General features: G+C 59.8%; 13 protein-coding genes. 5 read left to right on the top strand and 8 right to left on the bottom strand.

The genetic code is table 11. The features are described 5' to 3' along the window. Nucleotide 1 precedes the first annotated feature (1 nt). From ACNJX8_RS25760 to rfbA, 3 genes are read right to left on the bottom strand one after another with little or no spacing between them, the layout of a single operon-like run. On the bottom strand, nt 2-865 hold the full coding sequence (locus tag ACNJX8_RS25760) for a class I SAM-dependent methyltransferase (protein WP_438109385.1): 864 nt from the start codon (nt 863-865) through the stop codon (nt 2-4). A gap of 51 nt (nt 866-916) precedes the next feature. After that, nucleotides 917-1,990 carry a dTDP-glucose 4,6-dehydratase gene (gene rfbB / locus ACNJX8_RS25755; protein ID WP_439357184.1) on the bottom strand — a complete coding sequence of 358 codons (1,074 nt, stop codon included), beginning with the start codon at nt 1,988-1,990 and terminating at the stop codon, nt 917-919. Between the two features lie 24 nt (nt 1,991-2,014). After that, on the bottom strand, nt 2,015-2,893 hold the full coding sequence (rfbA, locus tag ACNJX8_RS25750) for a glucose-1-phosphate thymidylyltransferase RfbA (protein WP_249760922.1): 879 nt from the start codon (nt 2,891-2,893) through the stop codon (nt 2,015-2,017). Between the two features lie 111 nt (nt 2,894-3,004). On the opposite strand from rfbA, the gene rfbC reads away from it, so the two are divergent. Both rfbC and rfbD read left to right on the top strand, forming a co-directional pair. Then, nucleotides 3,005-3,559, top strand: coding sequence for a dTDP-4-dehydrorhamnose 3,5-epimerase (gene rfbC, locus ACNJX8_RS25745; RefSeq protein WP_439357183.1), 555 nt, complete (start codon nt 3,005-3,007; stop codon nt 3,557-3,559). Then, entirely contained in the window at nt 3,559-4,509 is a 951-nt protein-coding gene (rfbD, locus tag ACNJX8_RS25740) for a dTDP-4-dehydrorhamnose reductase (RefSeq protein ID WP_439357182.1), read from the top strand. Before rfbC ends, rfbD begins: the two co-directional genes overlap by 1 nt. Before the next feature lie 60 nt (nt 4,510-4,569). Here the strand turns inward: rfbD and ACNJX8_RS25735 are convergent, their stop codons facing one another. From ACNJX8_RS25735 to ACNJX8_RS25720, 4 genes are all read right to left on the bottom strand, one after another. Continuing rightward, a complete protein-coding gene (locus ACNJX8_RS25735) occupies nt 4,570-6,828 on the bottom strand; it encodes a glycosyltransferase family 2 protein (protein ID WP_439357181.1) in 2,259 nt (752 codons plus the stop codon). 86 nt (nt 6,829-6,914) lie between these two features. Further along, the gene (locus tag ACNJX8_RS25730) at nt 6,915-9,395 is read right to left on the bottom strand and encodes a glycosyltransferase (RefSeq protein ID WP_439357180.1); all 2,481 of its coding nucleotides are present in this window, start codon (nt 9,393-9,395) and stop codon (nt 6,915-6,917) included. Nucleotides 9,396-9,423: 28 nt separating this feature from the next. Beyond that, entirely contained in the window at nt 9,424-10,299 is an 876-nt protein-coding gene (locus ACNJX8_RS25725) for a hypothetical protein (RefSeq protein ID WP_439357179.1), read from the bottom strand. 113 nt (nt 10,300-10,412) lie between these two features. Beyond that, nucleotides 10,413-10,631: a hypothetical protein gene (locus ACNJX8_RS25720; RefSeq protein WP_439357178.1), complete on the bottom strand. Its 219-nt coding sequence runs from the start codon at nt 10,629-10,631 to the stop codon at nt 10,413-10,415. Nucleotides 10,632-10,978: 347 nt separating this feature from the next. Here ACNJX8_RS25720 and ACNJX8_RS25715 point away from each other — a divergent pair, with 347 nt between their 5' ends. Next, nucleotides 10,979-12,304 carry a glycosyltransferase family 4 protein gene (locus tag ACNJX8_RS25715; RefSeq protein WP_439357177.1) on the top strand — a complete coding sequence of 442 codons (1,326 nt, stop codon included), beginning with the start codon at nt 10,979-10,981 and terminating at the stop codon, nt 12,302-12,304. 641 nt (nt 12,305-12,945) lie between these two features. Continuing rightward, a complete protein-coding gene (locus ACNJX8_RS25710) occupies nt 12,946-13,077 on the top strand; it encodes a hypothetical protein (RefSeq protein ID WP_439357176.1) in 132 nt (43 codons plus the stop codon). On the opposite strand, the gene ACNJX8_RS25705 is transcribed toward ACNJX8_RS25710, so the two are convergent. Then, the gene (locus ACNJX8_RS25705) at nt 13,062-13,940 is read right to left on the bottom strand and encodes a GNAT family N-acetyltransferase (protein WP_128955438.1); all 879 of its coding nucleotides are present in this window, start codon (nt 13,938-13,940) and stop codon (nt 13,062-13,064) included. The two genes, ACNJX8_RS25710 and ACNJX8_RS25705, sit on opposite strands and share 16 nt — an antisense overlap. Here ACNJX8_RS25705 and ACNJX8_RS25700 point away from each other — a divergent pair. Beyond that, on the top strand, nt 13,897-14,178 hold the full coding sequence (locus tag ACNJX8_RS25700) for a hypothetical protein (RefSeq protein WP_249761999.1): 282 nt from the start codon (nt 13,897-13,899) through the stop codon (nt 14,176-14,178). The genes ACNJX8_RS25705 and ACNJX8_RS25700 overlap by 44 nt on opposite strands. The last annotated feature ends 41 nt before the right edge of the window (nt 14,179-14,219 follow it).

Raw genomic sequence — 14,219 nt, 5'->3', positions numbered from 1 at the left:
TCTACTTTCGTCTCAGTGCTATGCAATCTTGGGCTAACTGTCCGTGATCAGCATAGTCGATGACAGCGAATAGATTGGAGAACTTATCGGAGAGATATCTGTCCGTTACGAAGCATTCTGCAAACTCGCTGCGCGCCACTGAGTCCGAGGGCAGCCAAAAGAAATTGCCGGACCTGACTTCCGCTATTGCGGTGTCGATCGCGTCATGGGGAAGCCGCTTCAGAATGAGATCTATCCAGAAGTGTATCTCTTGACCATTGATCTTTTTTCGGTGTGCTTCCTTCAGGTCCTCTAAGAACCGAATGCCGAGAGTCGTTATGAAGCAAATGCCACCTGGTCTGAGAATGCGGGCAATTTCGGAAATCCACCGATCAAAATAGTGCTGGTTAAAGTGTGAAAAAGTCGACCACGTGACGAAGTGGGTCGCAAATCCGTCACGGAACGGGAGCGGTGGCAACGGATCGGTTTTGACGAAGCTGATATAGCTGTTCGCCTTGCGCGCTTCGACGATGAAGTCGAACGGTTCAATCGCGTAGATGTTCGCCGCGGGCACATCCTTCATAAAAGCGCGCGCGATGCGGCCCCAGCCGGTTCCAAAGTCGATCAGGATGCTGTCCTTGGAGAGGGAGGCGCCGTTGGCGTTCAAGACGCCGACGCAGTGCTCGCGAAAGCTGAGCGCACCTCTGATCGCCATCTCATTCGAGTTTCCCTGCAGATGGCGCTGCAGGTCCGCTGACGGAAATGAGGGGAAGGCGATGCCTCGTATCGAAGGCTCTCTGATGCTCCTGACCAGATCGGACCGCCATTCCTGGTCGGTAAGAGGCGCATAGGTCTCATATATCTTGTTGATCTCGGTGTTGTGCATCTCGTCCTCGATTGAGAAAACGCCGGGTTTTGAGGCAGAATGCCGCCTCTTTCAGACCTGCTGGGCGAGTCCAACCCGCTTGGTCTGATATCCGCGCTCCAGGATCGCCTGCCACCACGGCTGTTGATCGACGTACCAGTGCACGACCTTGCGAATGCCGGTCTCGAAAGTCTCCTCTGCGCGCCATCCGAGATCGCGTTCGAGCTTCGAGGCATCGATCGCGTAGCGGCGATCGTGGCCGGGACGGTCGGCGACGAAGGTGATGAGATCGCGGCGCCGCCCGCTTTGACCCGGACTAATCTCGTCGAGGAGATCGCAGATACTTTCAACCACATGGAGATTGGTGCGCTCGTTCCGACCACCAATATTATAGGTCTCGCCGACGGCTCCGTGCTCTAGCACGAGTGTGAGGGCCTTGGCGTGATCCTCGACATAGAGCCAATCGCGAACATTTTTTCCGTCGCCGTAGACGGGAAGCTGCTCTCCGGCTAGGCCCTTGATGATCATGTGCGGGATCAGCTTTTCAGGGAAGTGATAGGGGCCGTAATTGTTCGAGCAGTTGGTCAGGAGCGTCGGCAGCTCGTAGGTCTCATGCCAGGCGCGCACCAAATGGTCGGATGAAGCTTTGCTTGCGGAGTAGGGTGAACTGGGGGAGTAGGGCGTGGTTTCCGTGAATATGCCTTCCTCGCCGAGCGAGCCGAACACTTCGTCCGTGGAGATATGCTGGAAGCGGAACCGCGCCCGCTTGTCCGGAGATAGTGTCCTCCAGTAGCGCAGGGTCTCCTGGAGCAGTGTGAACGTCCCCACGATATTGGTCTGGATGAATTCGCCGGGGCCGTCGATCGAGCGGTCGACGTGGCTCTCTGCGGCAAGGTTCAACACAGCGTCGGGCTGATAGTGCTCGAACAGTCGGCGCAGACCCGGCGCGTCGCAGATACATTGCTTCTCGAAGGCGTAGTTGAGGTTTTCCATCGCGCCGGGCAGGGAACCAAGGTTCGCGGCGTAGGTGAGCTTGTCGAGGTTGACGACGCGTGCATGGCTGTTGCGAAGGAGATGTCGTACGACCGCGGAGCCGATGAACCCGGCTCCGCCCGTCACGAAGATGGTCAATCCCTTCAAGCGCATGATCAATCAACTCCGTGTGACGAATCAGGCTGCTCTGTGCGCGCGTGCGACAGATTGTAGATATTCGCCGTAGCTGCTCTTGGCGGTTTTCGCGGCCACTCGCTCGAACGCTTGAATCGTAATGTAGCCCTGTCGCAACGCGATTTCTTCTGGGCAGGCGATGCGCAGGCCCTGGCGTTGCTCGAGGATCTGGACGAAATGGCTGGCTTCGACGAGCGAGGAATGCGTACCGGTGTCGAGCCAGGCAAAGCCGCGACCGAGCACGTCCACATAGAGATCGCCCCGATCCATATAGGCCTTGTTGACGTCCGTAATTTCGATCTCGCCGCGAGCCGACGGCTTGATGCGTGCGGCAATGTCGACCACGTCGTTGTCGTAGAAGTAGAGGCCGGTCACCGCGACGTTGGACTTCGGCTGTCTCGGCTTCTCCTCGATCGAAAGCGCGCGGCCGGCCTGATCGAGCTCGACCACGCCATATTGCTCGGGTGTGTTGACGACGTAACCGAATATGGTAGCGCCTTTATTGCGCAGGGATGCCTTAGTTAACATACCAGGCAGGCTGTGCCCGTAGAAAATGTTATCGCCTAACACAAGGGCGACCGGATCGTCGCCGATGAAATGCCGTCCGACGATGAACGCGTCGGCAAGTCCGCGCGGAGTCGCTTGCGTAGCGTAGGAGAAACGCAAGCCGATTTCGCTGCCATCGCCGAGCAGGCGCTCGAAAAGCGCTTTGTCCTGCGGCGTGGAGATGATCAAAATTTCCCTGATTCCGCCGAGCATTAGCGTCGAGAGCGGATAGTAGATCATGGGTTTGTCGAAGACCGGCAGAAGTTGCTTCGAGACGACGGTCGTCACGGGATAGAGGCGAGAGCCGGTGCCGCCTGCGAGAATGATGCCTTTCATTGCTCCTCACAGTTTACTTATCACAACCATAACATATAATGTGAAGAGTACAAGTTAGTGACGACGCCGAAACACCGGTGTCGGTCGGCAAGAATTCGCAGTGCTACGAAAATGAATGTGATCCGGACCGAGCTTCCTGAAGTCCTCATCATCGAGCCCAAGTTCTTCGGCGACGACCGTGGCTTCTTCGTCGAGAGCTATCAATTCACTCGTTACATCACATACGGCATCACGCGGCCCTTCGTGCAGGACAACATGTCCCGTTCGCGCTGCGGCGTGCTGCGGGGTCTGCATCTGCAAAATCCCCTTACACAGGGCAAATTGGTCGCCGTGCTGCGGGGCAAGGTGCTCGACGTCGCCGTCGACATCCGCGTCGGGAGCCCGAATTTCGGACGTCACGTTGCCGTCGAGTTGAGCGAGCAGAATCGGCGGCAGCTATGGGTTCCGCGCGGCTTCGCGCATGGTTTCCTGGTGCTCTCAGAGACCGCGGACTTTTTCTACAAATGCGATGATTTCTATAGTCCGGAGAACGAGGTTTCGATCCGCTGGGACGACCCGGCGATCGGTATCAACTGGGGTATCGAAAAGCCGTCGCTCTCGGCCAAGGACGCGGACGCGCCGCTGCTTGCCGACATAAAAAACCTTCCATTGTATGGGCAAGTCTGATGCGGATACTGTTGACGGGAACCGGCGGGCAGGTCGGAGGTGCATTGAAACCACTCCTGGCTCGACTAGGCACAATCATCGCGCCTAACCTCAATGAGTTCGATCTGTCGAAGCCTGACAGACTCGTCGGGGCGCTCGACACGTTCCAGCCGGATCTCATCATCAACCCCGCGGCCTATACCGCCGTGGACCGCGCGGAAGACGAGCGCGAGCTCGCATTCCGCATCAATGCGGGGGGACCCGAGGCGATCGCCAAATGGGCTGCGAAACGTCGCGTGCCGCTGGTACATTTTTCCACGGACTACGTCTTCGACGGCTCCGGGAAGGCGCCATGGCGCGAGGATAGTCCAACGGGGCCGTTGTCGGTCTACGGCGCGAGCAAGCTCGCCGGTGACACCGCCATTTGCGCAGCAGGCGGTCCGCATCTGATTGCACGTACCTCTTGGGTCTACGCCGCCAAGGGCGCCAACTTCCTACGCACGATCGCGCGGCTTGCGGCAGAGCGCAAAGAGCTGCGCATCGTTGCTGACCAGATCGGCGCGCCGACCACTGCGAGGACGATCGCCAACGCGATTGCAGATATCGTGCTGCCAAATCTGTCGAACCTTAATGAGCTCTTCGCCCGCAAAGGCGGCGTCGTCAATCTCGTCTGCGCCGGCGAGACCAGTTGGCATGGCTTTGCGAGCGCGATCGTTGCCGGCCTGAGGTCGCGCGGCCTAAGACTCGAGGTTGAAAGCGTCATTCCGATCGCAACGGCCGATTTCCCGACCAAGGCGATACGGCCCGGCAATTCGCGGCTCGACCTGTCGCGCCTGAAGAAACAGTTTGGAGTGACCACGCCGAATTGGCAGGACGCGTTATCGATCGAGCTCGACGATTTCGTTGCCTTGCAAGAAAAAGCAGCAAGCGCCGAGCCGGCGCGCCAGCTCCAGCAGCGAGCCTATTCGTGACTGAACGGCGGATCGAGCGAAGGGGGCGCACGGCGGCCTGAAGGACGATGAGGCGCCGCCTCAGAACCCCAACGGCACGTCGCGCGCCGGTTTGAGATGATTGTAGCGAGGGGCGCGTGGCCCGGGCGGCCAGGCGAGGCCGCTGTAGGGAATCCCGTCGCGCGAGAGCTGCGGATTGTAGGTAGGGTCCTCGTTGAGCCATTCACCCCAGCGCGCCCGAAGCAGATTGAGTTCATGCTCGAACCGGCTGCGCCGGTCGGCGCGATCATCCCGCCCGCGGCTAGCTGATTCGGCGTGAACCAACTTCGCATGCGGCGTGAAAACGATACGCTTGCCCGCTTGGCGCAACCGTAAGCAATAGTCGACGTCGTTGAAGGCGACCGCGAAGCGCGACTCGTCCATCCCGCCAACGGCAAGATAGTCGCTGCGTCTGGTTGCGAGGCAGGCCGCTGTCACGGCGCTGCATTGGTGCGCGACAAGGAGCTGATCGAGAAATCCGGGATCATCACCGAATCTGTCGGTAAAGGCGTGAGTCGCCGCGAAATTCATTCCCAGGACGACACCGCCATGCTGAACGACGCCGCCAGGCCAAGTCAGGAGCGCGCCGACCGCACCGACATCAGGCTCGGCGAGCCGCGTGAGCATCTCCTCGAGCCAGTCTTTGGAACTCGCCTCGATGTCATTGTTGAGGAGACAGAGCACGTCACTGTCGAGTGTTGCTGCAGCTTGATTGTTCAGCCTCGCGAAATTGAAGGGACCTTCGACCCGCAAAGTCCGCACGCCGCGTCTCGCCAAGCCTGCAAGATAGGCGATCGTCTTGGGGTCGACACTGTCATTATCAACGACGAGAATATCTGCGCGGCAGCACTCGACCGCCGGCGCGATGCTGTCGATACAGGTGCGCAAGAGCGGGAGACGGTCTCGGGTCGGGATGACCACTGTCACGCGCTGGCGCGGAATCGCTCGACCAACTCGAACCGCAGGAAAGAGGTTAACTTGTTGTGGGGTGACGTCGGCACTGACGGCACGTGCGTCAAGGTGCATTTGGCTCGCCGCGGCAAGCTGATGGCTGGCATACGTTCGATCGAGTTTAGGAAGCGTCGCCACTGCTCCGGGCAGATGAAGGATGTTGTCCTCACGTGGACCAGCGTGGTCGAGCAGGCAGTTGAAGAGGCGGTAAAGATTGTCGGGACGAACCTCAAGGCCGGTGAGCAGGGCGTCTCGTCGAACAGCAAACAAATGCGCACAATAGCCTTGCTCCAGCATCCTTTCGTAGTCGAATGCAGGAAAGGCCAGCGGCCAGAGCCGGCCATCCTCGGCGAGAAAATCGAGGTCTCCGTACAGGGCGATCGCATCCGGATAGGCGTCGAATGCTGCGGCAATGCGGGCCAGGGCATTCGGCTCGAGCACCACACCCGCCATCGCGATGACGATGTGATGTGAATCGGAGGCGGCGCCGTCCAGAAACTCCAACAGAGCGTCGCTGTCGACGGAGAGTGGCTCCCCGTCAATGACGCCTGCCGTCCAGCTTTCGTGGGTCTGGGTCTCCAGCGCGGCAAGCGTTTGCTCTGCGCCGGGGGCGCCGGCGACGACGACCGCGAGCGAAAGGGCACTTACTCGCGGCATCGGCAGCGGGAAGCGATCGCGCCAATTCACGTAGTCGGAGAACGGAAGCGAGGCGGGAATCAGTTGATCATACAGCTGGCCGCGCAGGCGCTCGGCACCGTAGCCGCCGAGCGCGTCGATCATTCCGGCAAGGCCGTCGGGAAAGGCGACAAAGACGGCCGTCGCTGGAATTGGCTCACCGTCCTCCCTGCGCAACGAAACGCGGTGAACGCGCCCGTCGGCAAAGCGTTGCGGGACGTGGAAATCAAAAGCGCGCGCATTCCGGTGTGCCGCAGCTTCGCCAACATGCGTCCAGGCGGTTGCATTAACCTGGGCGACAGCCTCTCCGTCGACGATTGCCTCCAGAAAGAGCGCGGAGTCGCTATCGATCCAGCCCTGGAAATGCAGCCCGCCGAGCCAGCGCAACTGGCACGTCTTGCGCAGATCGGCGCGATTTGCGTACTCGCTCTCCAAATCGAACGGCTGGCCGACGGGCGTGCCGAGATTGGCGAGGCGGGCCTCGAGGGTGCGTGCGGCGCGCAGCAGATCGGGCTCAATCGTGATCGCGAATCCGCAACTCGCCTGATGCGCTTGTTCAGCAAGTTCGGGAACGAAGGCGTCGGCATAGGTTGTGCTGAACACCAGGCCGTCGAGCAAAATCTCGACGCTATAGCGGCGCTCCGGCACCTGCGCGTCGTAGACGAAGCCGGACAACGTGCCATCGCGCGCGAGCTCAAGCCGGCTGACGAGCTTTGGTCTGATCGACAATTCGGATGGGTGGCGAGAGAGACGCGACATACTCAGGACCGCGTGACCCAGTCGACCACGAGATCGGCAAGCGCTGCCGCGTTCACAATGGCAGAAATGGCAAGGTCGCCTTTGCGGGGCTTCAGCGCGCCGCCGGACCAGTCGCGGTAGGCGACTGGCCTTGTCGCCTGTCTGGCGGTCTCGACGAGAGGATGGCCGAAGACGGGCTGCTCAAAATCGGTGAGGATCCAGCCCGGATTATGCGGTCTCAGGACATCGCCAAGTTCGTCTGCGGCAATCGCGCCCGTGACGAAGATGTTGGGCCGTGACATCAGGCGATCATCGCCGCAGGTCGCCCCGGCGACGACGATCGGTAGCGATGGTTCGCGCCGCCACAGACGATCGGCCAATGTTTTTATCATGCGCAGGGATGCGAGCGTTGGCGTCGAGGGAACGATTACAAGGGATTTGTCATTGGCGGAGATTGGCGGCAGTGTCACGAAACATGTGGGCCAGTCATGCAGCACGATCTTGCGATCGGGCCACCTGCTTTGTGCATAGGCTTCTGCCATTTTGCTAGGCACGAAAAGTGGAGTTGTACCGGAGGGCAGGGAAGCAATCTCGCCAATGCTCTCCGATATCAGCCAGCGATCGATCGGAACATCGAGGCACTGTATCAGCTCGATGAGCCGCGGCGGCGGGTTTGGCTCAAGGATCTCGACACGCGTTGGGGATAGTCGCCTCAGGATGTCGCCAGCGCTGGCGAGATTTGCCTCTGTGTCGAGCCTCAAACGCGTGGTCTGCGGCAAACCTCCGTCGGCAGCTCGGAGGTGAAGCACGTTGTCGTCCCGCGAGAGAAGTACCGTGCGCTCGCCATGCAGGCGCAGATGGCGTATCCGCGCGTCGGTCACGGCAGGGCAGGTCCGCGCTCCCGCGAGAACTAGTACCGATGGCTCAGCGGGCCATGGCAGCGCACGCTCGAGCGCAGCGCGCCCCGGCCGTAATGGATCGGCGATTTCAAAGGCGCGGCATTCCTCCCGGTAGTCCGGGAATCGCTGGTCCAAAAAGTTAAGATTGCGAAGTACGAGACCGCGCTTCTCCTCTTGAAAAGATTTGGAGCCGTGATGTCCGACATAGATCGACGGCGCGCAAACATTCCGGAAGCCGTTGGTCCGCGCGCGGAGGCAGAGATCGATGTCTTCGAGATAACCGCGATCGAAATTGTCCGAGAGCTTGCCCACACTGTCGAGGCAGGCGCGTGTAACATAGAGGCAGAATCCGATGCCGGTTGCGACATCGATCGCTTTCCCCGCATTAGCTGCGCTGGCGGCGCGATCGATTGCGACAATCTCGTCATAGCGCGGCATCGGATTAACGTCGTTCGGCGTTGGAAAGGAAAAGATGTCGCCGTTGTTGGAAAGTGGTGTGACGGTTCCGATGTTTGGCGCCGAATATGCCACGTTGGCTAACCGATCGACGAAGCCGGGCGGAACGAGCGTGTCGGAGTTGAGCAGTACTACGTCACCCCTCTGGATCTCGTTCAGCGCCCGATTGATCGCGCCGACAAAGCCGAGATTGACCGGGTTTATAAGGAGACGAATCTTGCCTGCCTCCGCAAGCTTGCTCAGATGGGGCCGCAGCTCCACTTCCGGACTGGCATCGTCGATGGCGAGAACCTGAAAGGCGTCCTTACCAGTCCCTCGTGGACGCCTTGCCTTGTCGAGGCTCTCGAAGCATTCGATCGTTGCCCGCGTATCCCCATAGACGGGGACAATAACGGTCGGCAGGTCGACGTCCGGTCCGATTCTGATGGAAGAATCGCGAGCGGCTCGGAGGTTCATCGTCGAGGTGAGGTTGGGCGCCACGCGTCGAACCTGGACGACGTCTTCGCCGCATCTCAGCGTCACGATTTGAGCTGTAGTGGACGGTGGCCGCCGAACCAAGAAGGTTGTTGCCTGCACATCTGCGCTCGCCAGGGGGTGAAACGGATTGGGTTCGAGAATGCTCGTCAGCGTGCCGTCTTCGGTTGCAAGGCTAATTTCGACGGAAAGGGCGTTGGTCCAGGCGACCCAGCCCGTCACGTGATTGTCGAACACAGAGCAGGCCGCCCAATGGCGGCCCCCGGCACGCCTCAGCTCCGCGATGGCAGCTCGAAGGATGGCCGGATTGCCTTCGCGGCGTATTAGTTGAGCGGCTGCGGCCAGTCGTCGTTCGTCGACAGCCCACGCCAGCATCCGGCGGTTGGCGCCGACATCGTAAGGATCGACAAGAAGCGCCCGTGCAAGATCGGACAGGGCAGCTTCGTTAAGTCCAAGCCTCCAAGCGGCTTCGGCGCGGAGAACGAAGCAGTGCGCTGCTGGTGGAGGCGAAACTCGAATGCGTCGATCGGCGTATTTGAGCGCCGTCGCGAACTCCTGCGTGGTCAACGCCTCGGCTGCGAGGCGTTCGAGCGCGATATGCGCGTGAGGCCCGACAAGGAAGGAAACATCGGGAATCTTGCGATGGTGGTCCGACCCAGCCGATCGCTCACCCACGCTACGCGGCTCCATTTTCGGATTGCCCCTAGCCGATGGAGCTCTCTTGGCGCGCCCGGCTGCGGAAGACGCGGACCCGGCTGGAGCCGGCCGGTTTTCGTGACGGTTTTGCGGGAACGACGACATTGTCCGAGGCTGCTAACTGGTTGACGCCGATGCGAATGCCAACCAGAGGCTCGCGGCTAGTCGGCCCCGACAGAACGACGCGTTTGCCGACGGCGCGCAAGGTCGGCGCGTTCAAGAACGTCGCTTCCGCCACGAACTCGAATCCCCCGGCGCCACTGATTTCCAGCACGACGCCTGTAATCGGCAAGGCACGTCCACGCGTGCCGGCATAGGTCCCGAGCGACACCATTTTGCCGCTCCCCGCCTGGCTAATGGGGAATTGGACCGCATAGCGAATATCGAGACCCGCCGGCTTCTCCGGCCATTCAAGGGCAATTCCTTCGATGCGCGATGGAGCCGCTGGACCTGCAATCCAAGCATTAGACGCGACGACAACATCGCCGCGACCTGCGACGTGGCCGAGGATCTTGAGACCGTCCATTGCAACATTTGCGTGCATGGCCAGGCTCTCATTTTGCGCGCCGAGCGGCGCTTGGCCGGACTGAATCGGTTCGATACGAACCATGGCCGCGCGCGATCCGCCGGGTCGCATCGGCTGAACCTGAATCTGCAACGTGCCGGGGGTGTTGACCCGGACCATCAGACCCGAATTCGGCTCCCAAAGTGTCGGCTCGGTTGCGTCGGGATGCATGATGAGCTCCATGCGCCCTTCATGTCCCTGCGTCGGTACAACCGTCACGTGCGGCGGCGAAGCGAGATCGTCCGCACTCTTGTAGCTCACGAGGAAGAGTCCCCGATCTAGACTTACGACCTTCTGCTGCTCAACATCATCCATCATTGCCCCCAATCAGATTCGATGAATCAAAGATTGCTTCTTCTCGCTCGACGATTTTGCGTGATCCCCTGAGATTCGGAGCGTCGGGACGACGAACCGGTCCGCGAACAAGAGCCCTAGGGAACGCTTCTCAAGCGAACGGCGGGACGCCAATCCGGCGGCAATAGAGATCGGCGCATGTATTCGGTTTCTGCACTGAGCAGCTCCGCAATCTGACGAAGCCTTTCATTCTCGTCTCTCAGCAGCGCGATGAAGTCCGCGATATCATCGACGCCGATCAAGTCAGGATGCCAGTTGCACAACTCAGGGTCGAAAGGGGGTTGCTTAATCGTCATCGGATCGCTCACCGCGCGCTTGGATTTGGGTCTCTAAGGTTAAAGCAATCATCAAAAACTCGCGTGGGGAGAACAAAACCCAAAGTGGCATACGTTTGAAGTTAATCGCGCTAATTTGGGGCAGGAAAATGTCAGGCGCATCGAAAGCTTCGAGTTTGAGTCTGTTCAATCAGATGGCGCCTTTGCTCATGGAGCGAGCAAGACGAGAACAGATAAAGTTTAAACTCAATTACCTGTTGGAATCTGCGTGCTTCGCTGTCGCCAACTCTTGCTATAGATATCTCCTAGGCTTGCACTCGTTCCCGATTGATTGCATGCCACAAGGGACTGGGCCGAGAGCGGCGTCGATGAAGATCCTAATCGTTCACAACAATTTCCCGGCACAGTATCGCAACATTGCGGCTGCTTTGGCCAAGGAGCCTGGCTTCGAGGTCGTAGCCGTCGGTGCATCGACTGCAAGATCGATGCCGTCCGTACGATTGATCAAATACGCGCTTCCTGACGCTGACGTTTCAGGAACGCATCCGTTTGCACGACGCTTCGATGTCGAGTGCCGGCGTGCCGAACAGGTGCTGTACAGTCTTTCGAGTCTAGCGACGTCTGGGTTCAAGCCGGATCTGATTCTCGCCCATCCCGGGTGGGGTGAGACGCTGCCATTGCGTACGATGTTTCCCGAGGCACGTTTGCTCATCTATTGTGAATTTTTTTACGGGGCCGAGGGGCGTGACATCGGATTTGATCCGGAATTTCCAATGCCTGGGCTCGATGGTCACATCGGGCTCCAGTTGAAGAATGCGACGACCCTGCTCGCGCTTGAGGATTGCGAAATGGGCATTTCGCCAACGAAGTGGCAGCAATCGACGTTTCCCGCACATTACCAGGGCAAGATCGACGTAATTCACGAGGGCGTCGACACGGCGCGCATGCGGCCGAATCCGCAGGCGCTCCTGCTGCTGCCGAATGGACAGCACGTCCGACCGTCCGACGAGGTCGTGACGTTTGTCGCGCGCAATCTCGAGCCGCTTAGGGGCTACCACATCTTCATGCGCGCGCTGCCTGAGATCTTGAGACGGCGGCCGAACGCACAGATCGTCATCATCGGCAGGGATGGCGTATCCTACGGACTTCCGCCCCCGGCGGGCACAACCTGGAAGTCGATCTTCCTTGACGAGATGCGCGATCGCCTGGACCTGTCGCGAGTTCATTTCATGGGAGGAGTCTCGTACCAGACCTTCATTGCAGCCCTTCAGGTATCATCGGCGCACGTCTATTTTACATACCCCTTCGTGCTGTCCTGGTCGATGTTGGAGGCGATGAGCACTGGCTGCCTCGTCATCGGTTCTGACACGGCGCCGGTGCGCGAAGTCATCAATTCGGGCGAAAATGGCCTGCTGGTCCCATTCTTCGCAGTTGACGAGCTTGCCGGGCGGGTCGTCGAAGTGCTCGAGCGGCCGGCAAAATTTTTCGTGCTCCGCGAAAGCGCCCGCCGCTATGTTGTCGATCATTATGACGCGGAGCAGGTCTGCGTGCCCCGAATGCGCCGCCTTATAGATCTGAGGGGAAAGGCCGCGTCATCACCGCGCGTATTCTGGCCAGCGCGTCCGGTTTCTGAGTGGCGGACCAAGAGCGCCAAGCGCGCGTCGCGCAACATGCCGGCAGGTCGCCAACTGTGATGCAGTCGCCTGCGATGTCGTTCTTAATCCGTTGTCAAGTTGCAGATCAGGACGCGCTTGGCGAACGTGAGCCATCGCTCGAAGAGGCGGCGGAGGGGGCGAGCATCTGGTTGCCTATCACGTCACCCGACAAGGGCGATCGCGCAATCTCCGCGAGAATTCTGCCCATACTGGCAGTTCTCGCCGAGCTGGACGTTGAAGAGCGTATCGCAGCTCCGACATGTACGACGAAATGAGGCAACGCACTCTCGACTTGAACCTATGGCGAGTTATCCAGTCTATATACTTTATCGCTCGCTTCTTGAAGGTTGCTCATGTTGCCTCTGTTTTGCTCAAGTTAGCCCATGATGGACTGGAGCGAGAGTTCAAGTTTCTCAATGAGTTAAGAGGCGTCGTGTGCACGACGTGTGCACCGGGAAATCAAGAAAAATCTCATCAGAGCCAACGCAAGCAGGGACTGGGGTAGCCTCCTGCTTGGAGCGACCGGCATTACAGAGGGCAGGGGATATCGCCTGCCGGATCCTGACCTATGCGGTCGAAGCCGCACTGTCGAAAGCAACCCCGCCCATGGCCTCCGCAAGCCAAGGGACCAGGCGCGAAAGCGTCGGCTATCGGAGGCGGAGTACCGAATACTGGGTCGGATGCTCCGCGAGGCTGCCAAGCAGGAGAAGTACACCACGATTGTGGACATCGTTCGCCAGCTTGCGCTGACCGGCTGCCGCCGCAGCGAGTTGATCGAGTTGAAATGGACGGCGCTTCAGCTCAAGGCGTGACCGGCCAATCCGTAGACCCACGGCTCGTTTTCCTTCCGGTTCAGAAATCGCTTTCCTTTGGACATGGTCGAGACGGTGTCGTTCACCCCGAGGCGGCTCTGCTGAAGGAAGTCCGCAAACAGACCCGTCTGCTCCCGCGTATCGACGCGGACGAATTGCCCCGCGAGGTCTTTGAGATGTACAGCCGTGAGATGGACCGCGTCCCAATCATTGCTGGCCACGATCGGGCCGATCACATGACCGCGCCCGAATTCTCGCTTCATGGAAAAACCGACGGCCTCTCCGCCGCGGCGCAAGACGGAGATTGAGGCACCTTCAGAAAGCAATGCTAGCAGCTTCTGCCGGTTAGCTCCGAACGCGCGTTCATCCAGTGCCGTGATCTCTCCGATGTTCGCAGTGGACAGCGAGCTCAATTCACCGGCCAGAGCCGGCACCGGCGGAGGTGGTGAGACGGCCTCTCCTTGCCACAGATACACCGTGGCTTCCTTCGTGAACCCCAGCGACAGATACAGATGATAGGCGGCATGGGTTGAGTTGAGGGCCAAATTCCGATCGCCACACCGCTCGAAGACCTGCTCCATGAGCCAGCGGCCTGTACCTTGTGCCTGGGTTCGGGGCGATGTGATCACCAGGCCAATCGTCGCGAATTCGTGGCCATAAGGGAACCACATCGCGCTGCCGAAGACGCGCCCTATGCCATCCACGGCAACGATGCCGTGGCCGGCGCGGCGCAGGAAATCCCAATCCTTGGGGCGGTGCGGCCAGCCGACACCGATCGAAAGCGCGTGGAGCAGCTTCACGTCAACGTCGTTGATGTCCTTGGCCACCAGTTCAAAGGACTTCACGCGTACCGTTCGTCCCATTCAGCTCATCCGTTCCTTTGCGGCACCCAAACTTGGGGCCTCGCCGGCCTTCTGCTTCGCGCCGCACAAGCCTGTTTTGCAGCAGCATAACGCGGAAGGCCAGCAGGTTTCGCCTGTTTGGCAGGCAGTATTCGGAATGTTCCGCCGCAAGCGCAACTCGATTCAGCAGGGAAAGCTCCTGGTTGCCGCCTATCGATATCCGGCAACAGCAGGCAGGGTGAGCCCCAATGAATATTGAAGGCTTCGCGGGAGGGCTCGCCGCCCTTCCAGACCTCAGTG

The organism is Bradyrhizobium sp. SPXBL-04 (genome assembly GCF_051853035.1).
GTDB lineage: Bacteria > Pseudomonadota > Alphaproteobacteria > Rhizobiales > Xanthobacteraceae > Bradyrhizobium > Bradyrhizobium zhanjiangense.
Note: the sequence above shows the minus strand (reverse complement) of the source record. Positions and strands in the feature narration are given on the sequence as shown.